The sequence below is a fragment of the Variovorax sp. Soil_C_17 genome (assembly GCF_057657265.1).
In genome coordinates this window covers 1-16,136 of the sequence record NZ_JBDGIT010000003.1, presented here as the reverse complement: position 1 = coordinate 16,136, position 16,136 = coordinate 1, and the positions used below count along the sequence as shown (strand labels likewise).

12 protein-coding genes are annotated in these 16,136 nt (G+C 68.4%); 9 read left to right on the top strand and 3 right to left on the bottom strand.

Annotated elements, in window-relative coordinates:
* Positions 1-11 precede the first annotated feature (11 nt).
* The 6 genes from AC3A6Y_RS15160 (at position 12) to flgL (ending at position 9,036) form a co-directional block, all read left to right on the top strand.
* A complete protein-coding gene (locus AC3A6Y_RS15160) occupies positions 12-1,607 on the top strand; it encodes a methyl-accepting chemotaxis protein (protein ID WP_487869072.1) in 1,596 nt (531 codons plus the stop codon).
* A gap of 52 nt (positions 1,608-1,659) precedes the next feature.
* Positions 1,660-2,187 (top strand): chemotaxis protein CheW, encoded by a 528-nt coding sequence (locus tag AC3A6Y_RS15155; protein WP_487869071.1) that lies wholly within the window; start codon positions 1,660-1,662, stop codon positions 2,185-2,187.
* 69 nt (positions 2,188-2,256) lie between these two features.
* Positions 2,257-4,059, top strand: a complete 1,803-nt coding sequence (locus AC3A6Y_RS15150) for a methyl-accepting chemotaxis protein (RefSeq protein WP_487869070.1) — start codon at positions 2,257-2,259, stop codon at positions 4,057-4,059.
* 76 nt (positions 4,060-4,135) lie between these two features.
* Entirely contained in the window at positions 4,136-5,713 is a 1,578-nt protein-coding gene (locus AC3A6Y_RS15145; RefSeq protein WP_487869069.1) for a methyl-accepting chemotaxis protein, read from the top strand.
* Positions 5,714-5,831: 118 nt separating this feature from the next.
* The gene (gene flgK / locus AC3A6Y_RS15140; protein WP_487869068.1) at positions 5,832-7,790 is read left to right on the top strand and encodes a flagellar hook-associated protein FlgK; all 1,959 of its coding nucleotides are present in this window, start codon (positions 5,832-5,834) and stop codon (positions 7,788-7,790) included.
* 34 nt (positions 7,791-7,824) lie between these two features.
* Positions 7,825-9,036 (top strand): flagellar hook-associated protein FlgL, encoded by a 1,212-nt coding sequence (flgL, locus tag AC3A6Y_RS15135; RefSeq protein WP_487869067.1) that lies wholly within the window; start codon positions 7,825-7,827, stop codon positions 9,034-9,036.
* 72 nt (positions 9,037-9,108) lie between these two features.
* On the opposite strand, the gene AC3A6Y_RS15130 is transcribed toward flgL, so the two are convergent.
* Positions 9,109-10,506 (bottom strand): DUF5666 domain-containing protein, encoded by a 1,398-nt coding sequence (locus tag AC3A6Y_RS15130; RefSeq protein ID WP_487869066.1) that lies wholly within the window; start codon positions 10,504-10,506, stop codon positions 9,109-9,111.
* 48 nt (positions 10,507-10,554) lie between these two features.
* The gene (locus tag AC3A6Y_RS15125) at positions 10,555-11,430 is read right to left on the bottom strand and encodes a DUF6502 family protein (protein WP_487869065.1); all 876 of its coding nucleotides are present in this window, start codon (positions 11,428-11,430) and stop codon (positions 10,555-10,557) included.
* A gap of 1,817 nt (positions 11,431-13,247) precedes the next feature.
* On the opposite strand from AC3A6Y_RS15125, the gene AC3A6Y_RS15120 reads away from it, so the two are divergent.
* The gene (locus AC3A6Y_RS15120) at positions 13,248-14,090 is read left to right on the top strand and encodes a hypothetical protein (RefSeq protein ID WP_487869064.1); all 843 of its coding nucleotides are present in this window, start codon (positions 13,248-13,250) and stop codon (positions 14,088-14,090) included.
* A gap of 264 nt (positions 14,091-14,354) precedes the next feature.
* A complete protein-coding gene (locus AC3A6Y_RS15115) occupies positions 14,355-15,536 on the top strand; it encodes a glycosyltransferase family 4 protein (protein ID WP_487869063.1) in 1,182 nt (393 codons plus the stop codon).
* 57 nt (positions 15,537-15,593) lie between these two features.
* Here the strand turns inward: AC3A6Y_RS15115 and AC3A6Y_RS15110 are convergent, their stop codons facing one another.
* Positions 15,594-15,734: a hypothetical protein gene (locus AC3A6Y_RS15110; protein WP_487869062.1), complete on the bottom strand. Its 141-nt coding sequence runs from the start codon at positions 15,732-15,734 to the stop codon at positions 15,594-15,596.
* Between the two features lie 44 nt (positions 15,735-15,778).
* Between AC3A6Y_RS15110 and AC3A6Y_RS15105 the strand changes: the two genes are divergently transcribed.
* Positions 15,779-16,117, top strand: a complete 339-nt coding sequence (locus AC3A6Y_RS15105) for a hypothetical protein (RefSeq protein WP_487869061.1) — start codon at positions 15,779-15,781, stop codon at positions 16,115-16,117.
* The last annotated feature ends 19 nt before the right edge of the window (positions 16,118-16,136 follow it).

The following is a 16,136-nucleotide window of genomic DNA, read 5'->3' as shown; positions in this document are numbered from 1 at the left end:
AGACAGAAAACATGTCCTACTTACCGAAGCTGAGCTCGATGAGCATCGCGAAGAAGCTCGGTCTTTTCACCTGCAGCGCCGTCGCCGGCATCCTGCTGCTGACCGCGCTCTGCCTGGTGTCCGAGCGCAAGCTGATCCTGGAGGACCGCCAGGCCGGCGTGCGCCAGGTCGTCGAGGCCGCGCATGGCCTGCTGGTCCACTACCACGCGCTGGCGGCCAAGGGCGAGCTGAGCGAGGCGCAGGCCCAGCAGCAGGCGATGCAGGCGATCCGCGGGCTGCGCTACAGCGGCAACGAATACCTCTGGCTCAACGACATGACGCCGCGGATGGTGATGCATCCGATCAACCCCGCGCTGGAGAACAAGGACCTCTCGGACAACAAGGACCCCACCGGCAAGCGCCTGTTCGTCGAGTTCGTGAACATGGTGAAGGCACAGGAGGCGGGCTTCGTCCCCTACATGTGGCCCAAGCCGGGCAGCAAGGACCCGGTGCCCAAGGTCTCTTACGTCAAGGGCTTCAAGCCCTGGGGCTGGATCATCGGCTCGGGCGTGTACATGGACCAGGTCGAGGCCGCGATCCTCGGCCGCCTGGCGGAGTTCTCGGTCTACGCGCTGGGGCTGGCCGCGCTGCTCTTCGCCTTCGGCTGGGCGCTGTCGCGCGGGCTGCTCCGGCAACTGGGCGGCGAGCCGGCGCAGGCGGCAGGCATCACCCGCCGCATCGCCGAGGGCGATCTGGCCGTGGCCATCGAGCTGAAGCGCGGCGACGAGGCCAGCCTGCTGCATGCGATCGCCGGCATGCGCAACAGCATCGCGGCCATCGTCGGCCAGGTGCGCCACGGCACCGACACCATCGCCACCGCTTCGGGCCAGATCGCCGCGGGCAATCACGACCTGTCGGCGCGCACCGAAGAGCAGGCCAGCTCGCTGCAGCAGACCGCGGCCTCCATGGAAGAGTTGACCTCCACCGTCAAGCAGAACGCGGACAACGCCAACCAGGCCAACCAGCTTGCGCTCGCCGCCTCGGAAGTCGCGAAGAAGGGCGGCGGCGTGGTCGGCCAGGTGGTGGGCACGATGGGCTCCATCAATGCCTCGTCCAGGAAGATCGTCGACATCATCGGCGTGATCGACGGCATCGCCTTCCAGACCAACATCCTGGCGCTCAATGCCGCGGTGGAAGCGGCGCGCGCCGGCGAGCAGGGCCGCGGCTTCGCCGTGGTGGCGGCCGAAGTGCGCAGCCTGGCGCAGCGCTCGGCCGCGGCGGCCAAGGAGATCAAGGGCCTGATCGACGACTCGGTGTCCAAGGTGGACGCCGGCACGGCGCTGGTCGGCGAGGCGGGCCGCACCATGGAAGAGATCGTCGAGAGCGTCAAGCGCGTCACCGACATCATCGGCGAGATCACCGCCGCCAGCCGGGAGCAGGCGTCCGGCATCGAGCAGGTCAACCAGGCCATTGCGCAGATGGACCAGGTGACGCAGCAGAACGCGGCGCTGGTGGAAGAGGCTTCGGCCGCGGCGCAGTCCATGCAGGAGCAGGCCGGCAGCCTGGTCGAGGCGGTGCGCGTCTTCAAGCTCGACAGCGGCTCACAGCTGGCCCCGATTTCCCATTGACAAGCCGGACCGCTGCAGGGCGGACCCACGAATCCTTCAGAGAGACCCAGACATGTCGAGCACAAGCACCGAATCCCCCCAACACGCCGCCCACGGCGCATCTTCCTCCTTCGCCGCGTCGGGCGGCCGTCCGCTGGAGTTCCTGGCCTTCAAGCTGGGCGAGGAGGAATACGGCATCGACATCCAGAAGGTGCAGGAGCTGCGCGGCTATGACGCGGTGACGCGCATCGCCAACGCGCCGGAGTTCATCAAGGGGGTGGTGAACCTGCGGGGGATCATCGTTCCGATCATCGACATGCGCATCAAGTTCGCACTGGGCACGCCGACGTATGACCAGTTCACGGTGGTGATCGTGCTGAACATCGGCGGCCGCGTGGTGGGGATGGTGGTGGACAGCGTGTCGGACGTGATCACGCTGACGGCGCAGCAGATCAAGCCGGCGCCGGAGATGGGTTCGTCGCTGGACACGGACTACCTGATCGGGCTGGGCACGCTGGAGGAGCGGATGCTGATCCTGGTGGACATCGACAAGCTGATGTCGAGCGAGGAGATGGGCCTGGTCGAGAAGATCGCGGCCTGAGAGCGTGTTCGAGCTGAAGGCCGCAGAGCCGAGCCTCGGCGGATTCTTTCCCCCTACCGGAAACTCATGATGAAGTTCTTTTCCAATCTCCGCATCGGCACGCGGCTGGCGCTGGGCTTCGGCCTGGTGCTCGCACTGACGGTGATCGCTTCCACGGTCGCGCTGGTCAGCGCCAAGAAGAATGCGGAGGCCACCCGCCAGATGATGGAGAGCCCTCTGGCCAAGGAGCGGCTGATCTCCGACTGGTACGTGCTGACCTACTCGGCCATCGCGCGCACCGCGATGATCGCCAGGACCACCGATGCCAGCTTGCCCGTCACCTTTGCCGACGTCATCTCCGACAGCGTGAAGAAGGGCAGCGAGACCATGGCCAAGGTCGAGGCCCTCCTGGTGACCGAAGAGGAGAAGGCCACCTTCAAGTCCATCGTCGAACTGCGCGCCAAGTACCAGGCGGCCAAGGACGCGGTGCAGAAGGCCAAGGCCGGCGGCAACGCCCAAGAGACCGAGACGGTGTTCAAGGACGTCTTCCTGCCCGCCGCCAAGGCCTACGAGAGCCGCGTGCTGTCGCTGCTGGCGCTGGAGCGCCAGGCCATCGACGAGATGAGCCGTGCCATCGACGCGGCGAACGCGAGCGGCTTCAACCTGCGCTTCCTGATGGCGGCGCTCACGCTGCTGGTCGGCGGCGCCTGCTCCTTCCTGATCGGGCGCAGCATCACCCGGCCGCTGGGCCAGGCCGTCAAGGTCGCCGAGACGGTGGCGAGCGGCGATCTCGGCGGCCGGATCGAGGTGCAGTCGCGCGACGAGACCGGCCAGCTCATGCATGCACTCAAGAACATGAACGAGAGCCTGGCGCGCGTGGTGGGGCAGGTGCGCGCCGGCACCGACACCATCGCCACCGCCTCGGGCCAGATCGCCGCGGGCAACCACGACCTGTCCTCGCGCACCGAAGAGCAGGCCAGCTCGCTGGAAGAAACCGCGGCCTCGATGGAGGAGCTGACCTCCACCGTCAAGCAGAACGCCGACAACGCGCGCCAGGCGAACCAGCTCGCGCTGTCGGCCTCGGAGGTGGCGGTCAAGGGCGGCAGCGTGGTCTCGCAGGTGGTGGACACCATGGGGTCCATCAATGCCTCGTCCAGGAAGATCGTCGACATCATCGGCGTGATCGACGGCATCGCCTTCCAGACCAACATCCTGGCGCTCAATGCCGCGGTGGAAGCCGCGCGCGCCGGCGAGCAAGGGCGCGGCTTCGCGGTGGTGGCCTCGGAGGTGCGCAACCTGGCGCAGCGCTCCGCCGCCGCCGCCAAGGAGATCAAGGCGCTGATCGACGATTCGGTGGACAAGGTCGAGGAGGGCAGCAAGCAGGTGGCCGAGGCCGGCCGCACCATGGAAGAGATCGTCGACAGCGTCAAGCGCGTGACCGACATCATGGGCGAGATCACGGCGGCCAGCCACGAGCAGACGCAGGGCATCGAGCAGGTCAACCAGGCCATCAGCCAGATGGACCAGGTGACGCAGCAGAACGCGGCACTGGTGGAAGAGGCCTCGGCCGCCGCCCAGTCCATGCAGGAGCAGGCGGCCAGCCTGGTCGAGGCGGTGGGCGTGTTCAAGCTGGGCCATGACGAGGCCGCGGCGGCGGTGTTGGCGCAGGTGCAGGCCGGCAGCCGTGGGACCGCTCCCAAGGCGAATACCGCAGGCGCAGGCGAAGCTCGTCCAGTGAATCGCGCAGCCCTGCCGCCGAAGCGTGCCGTGCCGGCGCTGAAAGGCGCAGCCCCCAGGACGGCCGCGACGCCGCCCAAGGCACTGCCGGCCCGCCACGCGCCGCCGGCGCAGACCGCAAGCACGGCGCCGTCAGGCGACTGGACCGAGTTCTAGGCTTCAAGTTGAACCCCGGCTTGCCGATAAATCCCAGGTCCGGCCCCCTTCGCGGGCCCATGAAGGAAGAAGAAAAATGCAGTGGTTCCAAGAGCTCCGTGTCGGCGTGAAGCTGATCCTCGCCTTCCTGGTTGTCGCGGCGCTCGGTGCCGTGGTCAGCGCGCTCGGCATCTTTCACATGAGCCGGATCAACGCCTCGACCGGGCGGCTCTACCACCACGAGATGCGCACGCTCGAGGCGGCACAGGCGGCCAACATCCACCTGCTGTACGCCAGCCGGGCGCAGATGGGCCTGCTGTCGGCCTCCACCAAGGGCGAGCGCAACGCCGGCATCGCCGAGCTCAAGAAGGCCGGCGCCGATCTGGCCGAGCGCATGGCCGAGATCAAGCCGGTGCTGGTGGAAAGCGAGGAGGGCAGCAAGCTCTACCAACGGTACGAGGCGCTGGTGCAGCCGCTGCGCAAGCGCATGGGCGACTTCGTCGAGCTGATCTCGAAGCAGTCGCTGGACAGCTCGCAGTTCGACGGCCGTGTGTCCGAAGACAGCGCGCAGCTGTTGAAGGATTCGCGCGCGGTCGAAGAGGTGCTGTCCCAGATGGCGGCCTACAGTGACGGCATGGCCAAGGCCAGCCTGGAAAGCGCCGAGAGCACCTTCAAGACCTCGCGCCTGCTGATGCTGGTCGTGGCCCTGGTGGGCCTGGTCGCCAGCGTGGGGCTGGGCATGGTCGTGGCCCGCCTGCTGTCGCGCCAGCTCGGGGGCGAGCCGGCCTATGCGGCGAACGTGGTGGGCCGCATCGCCGACGGCGATCTCACGGTCGGCGTGGAGGCGCAGCAGGCTGGCCAGGGCAGCGTGCTGCACTCGATCAAGCAGATGCAGGACCAGCTGACCGAGGTGGTGGTCAAGATCAAGCATTCGAGCGATGCCATCGCCACCGCCTCGGGCGAGATCGCATCCGGCAACCAGGACTTGTCCTCGCGCACCGAGGAGCAGGCGAGCTCGCTGCAGCAGACCGCCGCCTCGATGGAAGAGCTGACCTCCACCGTCAAGCAGAACGCCGACAACGCGCGGCAGGCGAACCAGCTGGCGCTGTCGGCTTCCGACGTGGCGGTGAAGGGCGGCCATGTGGTGGGCCAGGTGGTGAGCACCATGGCCTCGATCAATGCGTCGTCGAAGAAGATCGTCGACATCATCGGCGTGATCGACGGCATCGCCTTCCAGACCAACATCCTGGCACTGAATGCCGCGGTGGAAGCGGCGCGCGCCGGCGAGCAAGGGCGCGGCTTCGCGGTGGTGGCCTCCGAAGTGCGCAACCTGGCGCAACGCTCCGCCGCCGCCGCCAAGGAGATCAAGGGCCTGATCGACGACTCGGTGGGCAAGGTGGACGCCGGCAGCGCGCTGGTGGGCGAAGCCGGCAAGACCATGGAAGAGATCGTGGGCAGCATCCGCCGGGTGACCGACATCGTCGGCGAGATCAGCGCAGCGAGCCACGAGCAGACCCAGGGCATCGAGCAGATCAACCAGGCGATCACCCAGATGGACCAGGTGACGCAGCAGAACGCCGCACTCGTCGAAGAAGCCGCGGCCGCGGCGCAGTCGATGCAGGAGCAGGCCGGCAGCCTGGTACGGGCCGTGAGCGTGTTCCGCCTCGCTGCCTGAGGCTCGGGGCCCGGGTCCTCCCTTCAGCTTCGGCCGCCGCAGCCGATAAACAGGAAAGGGCCTCGGCCACCGCGCCGCCGCCTCCGTCCAGAACAAGCATCTCTACAGGTAAAGACCCATGTCGATGTTCCATACCGGCCTGACCGGCCTGAGCGTGGCACGCAGCGCGCTCATGACCACGGCGCACAACACGGCCAACGTGTACACGACCGGCTACAGCCGCCAGAGCTCCGTGATCGCGACCAACAGCGCCATCGGCCTGGCCTCGGGCTTCGTCGGCACGGGTGCCCGCGTCACCACGGTGGCGCGCAGCTACGACGCGTACCTCACCTCCCAGCTCAACGGCGCCGAGGCGTCGGGCGCGGCGCTGGCTAGCTACAACGCCCAGATCAGCCGCATCGACTCGCTGCTGGCCGACAAGACCTCCGGCCTCACGCCGTTGATGCAGAGCTTCTTCGCCGGCGTGCAGGGCGTGGCCAACACGCCGGCCGACCCGGCGGCGCGGCAGCAGCTCGTCAGCGCCGCGCAATCGCTGGCCAACAAGTTCCGCGCCACCGACCAGTACCTGAGCGACCTCAACACCTCCGTCAACGAGCAGATCCAGGGCAGCGTGGGCGAGATCAACACCTACGCCAGGCAGATCGCCACCCTCAACCACCAGATCGGCCAGATGAGCGCGGTGGCCGGCGGCCAGCCGCCCAACGACCTGCTCGACCAGCGCGACCAGCTGGTCAACCAACTGGGCAAGCTGGTGGACGTGAAGGTGCTGGAGCAGGACGGCGGCAAGTACAACGTCTTCATCGGCAACGGCCAGTCGCTGGTGCTGGGCGACCAGGCGATGACGCTCAAGGCGGGCCCCTCGGCGGCCGACCCGACGCGCACGGCGCTGTCGCTGGTGGGCATCAACGGCACGGCCACCGAGCTGGCCGACAGCGTGTTCGCCGGCGGCTCGATCGGCGGCCTGATGGCCTTCCGCAACGAGACGCTCAGCACGTCGCAGAACGCGATCGGCCGCCTCGCCATCGCGCTCACCAGCACCTTCGACGAGCAGCACAAGCTGGGTGTCGACCTCAACGGCGTGCTGGGCACCGACTTCTTCTCGAAGGCCGCGCCGGGCGTCTTCACCAACGCCCACAACACCGGCGACATGGTGATCGGCGCCAGCATCGCCGACCCCTCGCAGCTGAGCATCAGCGACTACTCGGTGGAGGTGAAGGACGTGGCGGGCACGCCGACCTGGTCGGTGACGCGGCTCACCGACAAGCAGCTGATCGGCAGCTACACCGCCTTCCCCATCAGTTTCGACGGCGTGAGCCTGAGCGTGGCCAGCGGCACGGCCCAGGCCGGCGACCGCTTCCTGGTGCAGCCCACGCGCACCGGCGCGCGCGACGTCGACGTGCTGGTGCTCGACCCGGCCAAGGTGGCCGCGGCTTCGCCGCTGATCGCGGGCAACACCGCGGGCAACCGGGGCAGCGGCGCACTGGGCGCGCCAACCGTCGACGCGGCCTACCCGGCCGCGCCGCTCGCAGCGCCGGTGACCTTGAGCTACGACGCCGCGGCCGGCACGCTCGGCGGCTTTCCGGCGACCTCCGCCGTGACCGTGACCCAGGCGGACGGAACGTCCACCACCTACGCGGCCGGCACGGCCGTGCCCTACACCGCAGGCGCCTCGATGAGCTTCGACGGCATCACCGTCAAGATGACCGGGGCCCCGGCCGACGGCGACACCTTCACCGTCCGCAAGAACGCCGGCGGCGTCTCCGACGGCAGCAACGCGCTGCTGCTGGGCGCGCTGCAGAAGAAGGCCGTCATGGGCGGCGGCACCTCCACCTTCGGCAGCGCCTTTGCGCAGCTGGTGAGCGCGGTGGGCAACCGCACCATGGAGATCCGCACCGCCGAGGCCACGCAGACCAGCGTGACGGAACAGATCCGCGCCAGCCGCGACGCGATCTCGGGCGTGAACCAGGACGAGGAAACCGCCAACCTGCTGATGTACCAGCAGATGTACCAGGCCAACGCCAAGGTCATCCAGACCGCTTCGGACATGTTCGCCGCCATTCTCGGCATCAGCGGCTGAGAACGCCGCAAGCCCAACCCTTTCAGGAGTCGCGATGCGCATCGGCACCCAATCCTTCTACAACCAGAGCATGAACGGCATCGGTTCGCAGCAGCAGCAGCTGTTCCGCATCCAGCAGAAGCTCTCCGCCGGCACCAAGTTCCTGACCCCGGCCGACGACCCGGTGGCCGCGGCGCGCGCGCTCGGCGTTTCGGACACGCTCGCGCAGTCCTCGCAGTACGCGACCAGCCGCGACCGCGCGACGCTCTCCCTGTCGCGGGAAGAGGACGCGCTCAAGTCCGCCACCGAGATCCTGCAGAACGTCAAGACCCTGGTGGTGCAGGCCGGCAACGGCACGCTGTCCGATGCCGACCGCGCCTCGCTGGCCATCGCCATCCAGAGCAACATCGACCAGTTGGTGAACGTGGCCAACGCCGACGACGGCAACGGCCAGTTCCTGTTCGCCGGCTTCAAGAGCGCCAGCCCGCCCTTCGTGGGGAAGACCGGCGGCGGCGTCCAGTACATGGGCGACCAGGGACAGCGCCTGATCCAGATCGACGTCTCGCGGCAGATGGCCATCACGGACGACGGCCGCAGCGTGTTCCAGTCGGTGCAGGGCAGCGCGGGCTACGTCACCAGCGCGGGCGCCGGCAACACCGGCTCGGGCGTGTTCGGCGCGGTCGGCGTGACCGATGGCACGGCGCCGCTCTACGGCAAGGACTTCAGCATCGGCTTCGCCGGCGGCAACTACACGGTGACCACCAACGACACGCCGCCCGTGGTGGCGGCCACCGGCGCCTACACCGCCGGCACGCCGATCAGCTTCGGCGGCGTGCAGATCAGCATGAGCGGGACGCCGGCCGACGGCGACTCCTTCCAGGTCTCGACCGCCCGGAACGCCGGCACCGACATCTTCGCGTCCCTCGGCCATGTGGTGAGCGCGCTGCGCCAGCCGGTCGCCGGCGGCGGCGCAAGCGCGCAGGCAGCGCTGCAGAACGCGCTCTCCACGGCCAACGTGAAGATCACCCATGCGCACGACAACGTGCTGACCATCCGCTCCTCCGTCGGCTCGCGCATGAACGAGATCGATGCACTCGATGCCGCGGGCGGCGCGCGCGACCTGATCGACAAGGCCTATCTTTCGGACCTGCAGGACCTGGACCCGGCGGCGGCGATCTCGGAATTCTTGCAGCGGCAGACCTCGCTGCAAGCGACGCAGCAGACCTTTGCGCGCCTGCACGGGATGGCGTTGTTCAACTACCTGTGAGCCGGGGCGCGCCGCTGCGGCGGGCGTTGCGTGCGGCCGGAAAGCCCGTGCGACTTGGCGGGACCGGCTCCGTCACTCGAAGCTGACGCGCGTGGCGATGAGCACGCCGTTCACCACCCGCGACCCTTCGATGTTGACGTTGACGCCGTTGCCGAGGTTGGCCACCGTCCCGTTGACGAACACCACGTCCGGGCCGCTGGCGTCGACGGGCTGGCCTTTCACCCGGAAGCTTGCCGCCGAGCTGAAGTTGCCGACGGTGCCGATGAGGGTGAAGGACGCGGGTCCGCCGGTGCCCGGCACGTGGCGGATCCTGAGCTTGGAAGCCTGGAGGATGCCGTTGGACATGATGCCGCCGACTTGCACCTTGACGCCGTTGCCGACCGCGCTGGCCAGCCCGCCGGTGATCTGCGCCGAAGCGGCGTTCACCGGAACGCCGAGCACGCGCAAGGACCCCAGCCCGGCGTAGTCGGTCACGAGGCCGGCGAGCTGCACCGGCGTGGCGTTCGCCCTCGGCACCGGATACCACCACTGCACGAGGGTGGCCTGCAAGCGGCCCGGCAGCACGGTGTTCGCGCGCACGCGCACCAGCGTGCCATCGGCCAGCGCGCTGCCGTCCGGGCTGCCGGAGAGCACCGCCGCGCTGTAGTCGACCGTGAAGCCGCCGAGGGTGAAGGTGTGCCGCAGGGGATCGAGGTTCTGCACCGTGCCCGTCAGGATGGCCGCGGAGGGGCCGCGCTGCTCGATGCGCGTGGCCCGCAGGATGCCCGGTGCGCCCGGCAGGCCCCACACCTGCAGCGTGGCGCCCGGCGGGATGGCCGCGAGACCGGCGGCATCGGCCCACACGGTGGCCTCGTCGGTGGTCACGGTGGTGCCGAGGATGACGAAGCTGCCCTGCGCGAGATCGACCGAGGAGGGCGTGCCGCGCAGATCGGCGGCGGAATCGACCCGGCGGGCGATGCCGCTGGTGAAGTCGGCGTTGACCGGCCCGGTGACCTTGGCGCTCATGCCCAGCTGCAAGGCGGGCGCGTCTTCGACGTTCAGCACGGCGGTGTCGGTGTTGTAGCGCAGGCCGTTGACGATGATGCTGCCCGAGCCGTCGACCGCGCCGACGCCGGAAGCATCGGCAGTGCTCACGCCCGTGCCGCCGGAGCCGACGCCGCCGTCGCCGCCGCCGCCCGCTGCAGTGGAGGTCCCGGTGCCACCCGAGCCGGTGCCGCCGGGGGCGGAGGCCGTTCCGTCCGAGCCTGTGCCTCCGGCGCCGGACGCGCCGGACGTGCCGCCACCCTGGCCATCTCCCCCGCCGCCGCCAGCCGGGCTGCTCCCGTCGCCCGAAGTCAGCCCCGTGCCCGGGCCGGCCACGCCGGTGCCGCCGACGGCCACACCGCCGCCACCGCCGCCGCCACCACCGCACGAGACCAGCGCCCCGATCAGGAGTGCCAGAAAGCCGTTGCGCAGCCAGGAGTTTTTCATCTTCTGCTCTATCGGTGCAAAGGAACGGACGAAGGAAGGACGCGCAGCTTACTCGTCTGGTGAATCATCGAAGTAGGTATAGATGCCGACTCTGATGCGGCCCTTGGCGTCTTTCCCGGACGCTTCGAAGGCGCGCGTCATCTCGTGCGCCAGCTCGTTGTGAAGCACGGCCCAGCGCTCGCGCACCAGCCGATGGATTCGCTCGCAATCCTCGAGCGGGATTCCGGTGGCGAACACCGAGCGTTCCAGCAAAGGCAGCTCTGCTCCCAGGGTGTTGGCCACGCCGGCCAGCAGATGGTCGCGGGCGTTGTCGCCGAGGAAGGCGAGCATGCTCTTCAGGTCCTTCGACGGGACGAAGGCGGCGGTGTTGAGCTCCACGCTGCCCGCATGCTCGATCGCCATGTCCAATCGCAGCAACTCGTCGAGGATGCTGCGGTGATGCAAGTTGCCATGCGTCGCTTGCCGGGCCAAGGCTTCGAAGGAGCTTGTTTCGCCCTCTGCCGTGATGGGCAGGACGCGGGCCGTCGGATCGTCGGCCACCCGCTGGAGCCAGAGGGTCAAAGCCTTGGCGGCTGCCGACATCTCGGTGTGGGGCAGCGGTTCTTCTGCCTCGCGCACCTTGGCCGTCACGGCCTTGCGGTTCAAGCCGGTGGTCACCGAGATCTGGCTGAGGTTGGGCTCCACGCCCTTGGCGAGCCATGCCCGGCGCGCCTCGTCGATGAGGAGTTCGCGCAGGATCAGTTCGAGGTTCGCGTGCTTGAGGCCCAGCGCCAGCGCGAGGCGAACGATGGGCCGCATCACCCGCGCGCAGGCTTCGAGCACCCAGCCCGCTTTGCGTTCGGCTTCGCTGCCCCTCTCGCCGGCGGATGCGGACATAGCCGCTTCACGCTCGGTCTTTCTAGCGCCAGTGCGTTTCGTGCCCAAACTTTCTGCTTCCCATTGGCCGAACAGCGCGGTAACGAGGAGTTACCAACTGGACAGCGACATCAGCCAGCGTCTTACAACCAGACGCATGTGAATATAAGACAAGAGCATTAATCCTGTGAACATTTCCCACGCTGCGGCCACTTCGGAGAGAAGAATGTCACATGTCACGCGCAAGAAGAGGGCGGCAGCATGGAGGAAGTGCTGGTCGACCGTCGCATCGCAACACGCGGCAGACAGAGCGTGCGAAAAGAGGGAGCGCGAACGCAGCGACCGGGCTGTCGCGACACGCGCGAGAAGAGCCGTGCAGGCACGGATCGTCAGGGCGTTCCGACACTATGTTCACGGCAGCGGAAACGGGCCGGCCGACGAAGATCTGCTGACCTTCGCGAGGCTGGCCATTGCCGAGCAGCGGCTTCGGCGCAAGCTCGGGTTCACACGGTCCATTGGCAAGGAGAATCGTCGTGGCCTCTAGCATCGTTGCCGGATTGCTCCCATGAGCGACGCAGTCCTCCAGGTCAAGCCGGACACCGGCGAGACGGTGGGCAGCGAGCCGGTGCTGGACCCTGCAGCCGACGTCGCCGCGAATGAGCCGCTCCAATCGCCCGATTCCACTGCATCCAAGACGACGCGGGGGCGGCCCGACTGGACGGATTGGCAGCCACCGGCACCCGCGATCCCCCCGCAGCAGTTGACCCGGGTATGCAGCGTCTGCCAGACCCTCAACCGGAACACCGCTCACTACTGCCGGCATTGCGCGCACAAGCTCCTGCCGCAGGAGGGCGAAGAGGCAACGAGGACGCCGACGAACGCCGCGGCCGCGCAGCAGGTGGCGTCAACGTCGGTCGATGCATGGCCTCCGGTGCGCGTGCAGCCTCGGCGCAAAGCCCCGCGACGCGTGCTCGGCATTCCGGTGCCGGCAGGGGTCGATGTGTCGATCGTCTGGCTGCTGATCGGCCTGGCTTTCTTGCATCTCTCCTTCGTGCTCTGGTATCTCGGCCGCTCCACGACACCGGTCGTACCGCTCTCCGATCCGGCGACGGGCGCATGGAAAGCCGCGACCGCACCGGAAATGCCGGCTCAAACGGTCGCGCCCCCCGCCCAATCCGATCCGGCTGTGGCCACGCAGGCCGAGCGCGAGGCTTCCCCCTCATCGGCGAATCGGGTCGAGAGCGCGCCTGCTGTTGCGCCAAAGGATGTGCAAAGCGAGCCGCCGGCAATGACGCTCGAGGCGAAGAGCGCGCCCACCGAGCCGCCTTCGCAGGGGGTCGAGGCCGCCCCATCGCCCGAGGCTCCTCTCATCCAGGACGACCCTGCGCCGGCCAGGAGTGCAGCGACGCCCAACCCTGAGCCGCCTCCAACGATGATTGCTCCACCGGCGCGCCCGCGAACCAGGTCTGCGTCCATCGGTGCGACGGGCGGCGAAAGCTCGGCGAAAGCCCCAGAGCAGCCCGTGGTTCGCGAAGCGCCAAGGGCCGCCGAGCCTGCGAAAGTTGCCGCGCCGGAGACGGTCAATGCAGTGCCCGCGCTCGTTCAACCTTCGTTCGTTCCCAGCGCACCGCCTCGCGTCGCGGAGCCTCGCTCCCGTCCGGTACCCGGCACGCCATACCAGACCGCTGCGCCCCGGCAAGCCGTGCCTGGTCATTGCGACCGCTACAACCCATTTGGCGAGGCGGTCTGTGTGAACTCTGCTGTGCCGTCGGCGCGAGTGGCGCAGCCATCGCCGCCCCTCGCCGGCGCGCGCAACGCCGGAAGCGCGGCGGCCCGCAAAGGGTCGGGCAGTGGCAGCCTCAGCTGGCTCTTTGCCGGCGGCGGCGATGCCTCTGGCGCCGGCTCGGCCGGTAGTCCTGGAGCAGGCGGAGGTGGTGGTGCTGCGGGAAGCGCCGCAGGCGGCGCGGGCGCCGGTGGAGGCCCTGGGGCTGGCGGCGCAGGCGGCGGTGGTGCTGGTGCTGGTGCTGGTGCTGGTGCTGGTGCTGGTGGCGCAGGGGGTGGCGCAGGGGGTGGCGGTGGACCTGGTGCTGGTGCTGGCGGCGCAGGGGGTGGCGGCGGACCTGGTGCTGGTGCTGGCGGCGCAGGCGGCGGCGGTGGTCCCGGGGGCGGTGGCGCCGGCGGTGGCGCCGGCGGTGGCCCGGGCGGCGGCGGCCCTGGTGGAGGTGGAGGTGGCGGTGGCCCCGGCGGCGGAGGCCCCGGTGGCGGTGCCGGCGGTGGTGGCCCTGGCGGCGGAGGCGGTGGCGGTGGTCCCGGCGGTGGCGGCGGTGGTCCCGGAGGTGGCGGTGGTCCCGGCGGCGGCGGTGGTCCCGGTGGTGGCGGTGGTCCCGGTGGCGGCGGTGGTCCCGGTGGCGGCGGTGGTCCCGGTGGCGGTCCAGGTGGCGGCGGCGGTCCGGGTCGGTAATGCGCGGAGACGGACGAAAATGTCACTCGAAGGCATGCACCGCGAATTGCTGAGCCATCTTCGAGCGAAGCGCGCCGAGCAACCGCTGATCGGCGATTGGGAGAACGCCTGGCGCGACGCCCAAGCCAACGCGGGGCAATCGATTCCTTGTCCGGAGTGCTTTCTCGCGCGGAGGATGGCCAAGCTCGAACCGATGCCGAGCTACGGTGCCTTTGGCCAGGCGAAGTGCTCCAACTGCGGTACCGTGTTCGTGTTCCCGAATGGATGACCGACCCAGGAACGAACGCCTGGTGTGCTGAGGGCAGTCACCGCTTCATCGATTCAGGATGCGTCCGCTCGGAAGACTCGATGCGGCGATGCCCGTGTTCGGCGCTCGCATGCACGATTCGTTGAGGCTGCTCAGATCTCTTGAAAAAATCTGCGCTCTGCATGGAGCAAACCGGTATTTGCTGTTCCCAGAAAGAGGGATCTGAACGTGACAACGACGAATGAAGCCGTCCGTGACCTCCTGGGTCATGAGCTTCCAGGAATCATGGGCGCTGAAGGCGCCGATCAAAGCCGGCCATCGATGAAGATCCTGCTGGTCGGCAACTATGGGCCGGACGATCAGACCAGCATGCGGGCCTTCCTGCGCGTGATGGAGCGCGAGCTGCCCAAGCTTGGCTGCGAACTGCGCGTCATCACGCCGCCCCGGCGGGTTCAGCGCCTGCCGCGCAGCTCTCGCTTGTGGAAGTGGCTTGGCTACATAGACAAATTCATTCTCTTCATCCCGAGTCTTGCGGCGCAAGCACGCTGGGCCGACGTGGTCCACATCTGCGACCACTCCAACAGCATGTACGTGCCCTGGGTCCGTGGCAGGCCGACGATCGTGACCTGCCACGATGTCATCGCGGTGCAGGCTGCGAGAGGCATGGTCGAAGGGTGGAACGTCGGATGGAGCGGTCGCGTGTTCCAGCGTCTCATTTCATCGGGACTTGCGAAAGCCGACCTGGTCGCCTGCGTTTCGCACACGACCCGACGCGCGCTGGTCGATCTGCAGTTTGTGGATGAGCGCAGGGTGACGACCGTGCTCAACGGCCTGAACGACAGCTTCTCGCTCGTACATCCCGATGAAGCCCGGCGCTTGATCAAGCGATTCGGGATCAGCGAAAAAGACAAGTACCTCATTCACGTCGGCTTGGATCTGCCTCGCAAGAATCGGAAGGCGGTCGTCGAAACTTTCATCGCGCTTCAACGGCGCGCCGGCGAGAAGGGTGTCCCCGCTCCCGTACAACATTTGGTTCTGGTCGGGCCGCGCCTGGACCCGGATCTGGCAGCCCTGGCATCCCGGCATGGTGTTGCCGAGCGGATCAGGACTTTGCAGGACGTTTCCCACGAGGAGCTCTGCGCGCTGTACGCCAGGGCCACGGCCTTGCTGTTTCCGTCGCTGCAGGAGGGCTTCGGCTGGCCCTTGATCGAGGCCCAGGCCTGCGGCTGCCCGGTATTCACCTCCGACCTGGAGCCGATGAACGAGATCGGGGGGCCAGGCGCTTGCTATCTGGATCCGCACAACCCGGAGGCCATGGCTGAAGCCATCGAGAACGCTTCGGGGCGGCTTGAAGAGATGCGCACGCTGGGCTTGGAGAACGCGCAGCGGTTCTCGGCTGCGCAAATGATGACCAACTACCTGGCGGCCTATCGCCGTCTGCTCGCATCTCGGCAGGGCCGCCGCTGAGGATGCGATTGCAGCCAACAAGCTTCGTTCTGCGACGACCTTCGGTCGAGACAATCCTCAGCCGGCGACGCAAGACTTGACCGTGAACGGTGCCGGATCACTGCCGAAGTAGGCATTGGTGCAGTTCACCGGGCCGGTCACGGTCTTGCTAAGCCACCGCGTGTCGGCGCCGTACTTGACCAGTGTCGCCGCGGACACGGTGAAGGTACCGCCTTCCGGAGCGAGCACGGTGCCGGGAGCTGGTGCTGGCGCTGGTGCCGGAGCCGGAGCCGGAGCCGGAGCCGGAGCCGGAGCCGGGGCCGGTGCTGGTGCTGGTGCTGGTGCTGGTGCTGGTGCTGGTGCTGGTGCCGGTGCTGGTGCTGGTGCCGGTGCCGGTGCCGGTGCCGGTGCGGGTGCCGGTGCTGGAGCTGGAGCTGGAGCTGGAGCCGGTGCCGGTGCTGGTGCTGGTGCCGGTGCCGGTGCCGGCGCAGGCGCAGGCGCAGAAGGCGTGTCCGCGAAGCAGGCCTTCACGGTCATCGGCGCCGGGTCCAGGCCGAAGAAGGTGCTGGAACAACTGGCACTGCCCGAGACGGTCTTGCTGATCCAGCGGGAGTCTGCGCC

Bases quoted from the DNA above. Each gene is read 5' to 3' on its own strand.
- flgL (WP_487869067.1), top strand. From the start codon at position 7,825: ATGCGCATCGGCACCCAATCCTTCTACAACCAGAGCATGAACGGCATC.
- AC3A6Y_RS15145 (WP_487869069.1), top strand. From the start codon at position 4,136: ATGCAGTGGTTCCAAGAGCTCCGTGTCGGCGTGAAGCTGATCCTCGCC.
- AC3A6Y_RS15150 (WP_487869070.1), top strand. From the start codon at position 2,257: ATGAAGTTCTTTTCCAATCTCCGCATCGGCACGCGGCTGGCGCTGGGC.
- AC3A6Y_RS15155 (WP_487869071.1), top strand. From the start codon at position 1,660: ATGTCGAGCACAAGCACCGAATCCCCCCAACACGCCGCCCACGGCGCA.
- AC3A6Y_RS15115 (WP_487869063.1), top strand. From the start codon at position 14,355: ATGGGCGCTGAAGGCGCCGATCAAAGCCGGCCATCGATGAAGATCCTG.
- AC3A6Y_RS15130 (WP_487869066.1), bottom strand. From the start codon at position 10,506: ATGAAAAACTCCTGGCTGCGCAACGGCTTTCTGGCACTCCTGATCGGG.
- flgK (WP_487869068.1), top strand. From the start codon at position 5,832: ATGTCGATGTTCCATACCGGCCTGACCGGCCTGAGCGTGGCACGCAGC.
- AC3A6Y_RS15120 (WP_487869064.1), top strand. From the start codon at position 13,248: ATGCCTCTGGCGCCGGCTCGGCCGGTAGTCCTGGAGCAGGCGGAGGTG.
- AC3A6Y_RS15160 (WP_487869072.1), top strand. From the start codon at position 12: ATGTCCTACTTACCGAAGCTGAGCTCGATGAGCATCGCGAAGAAGCTC.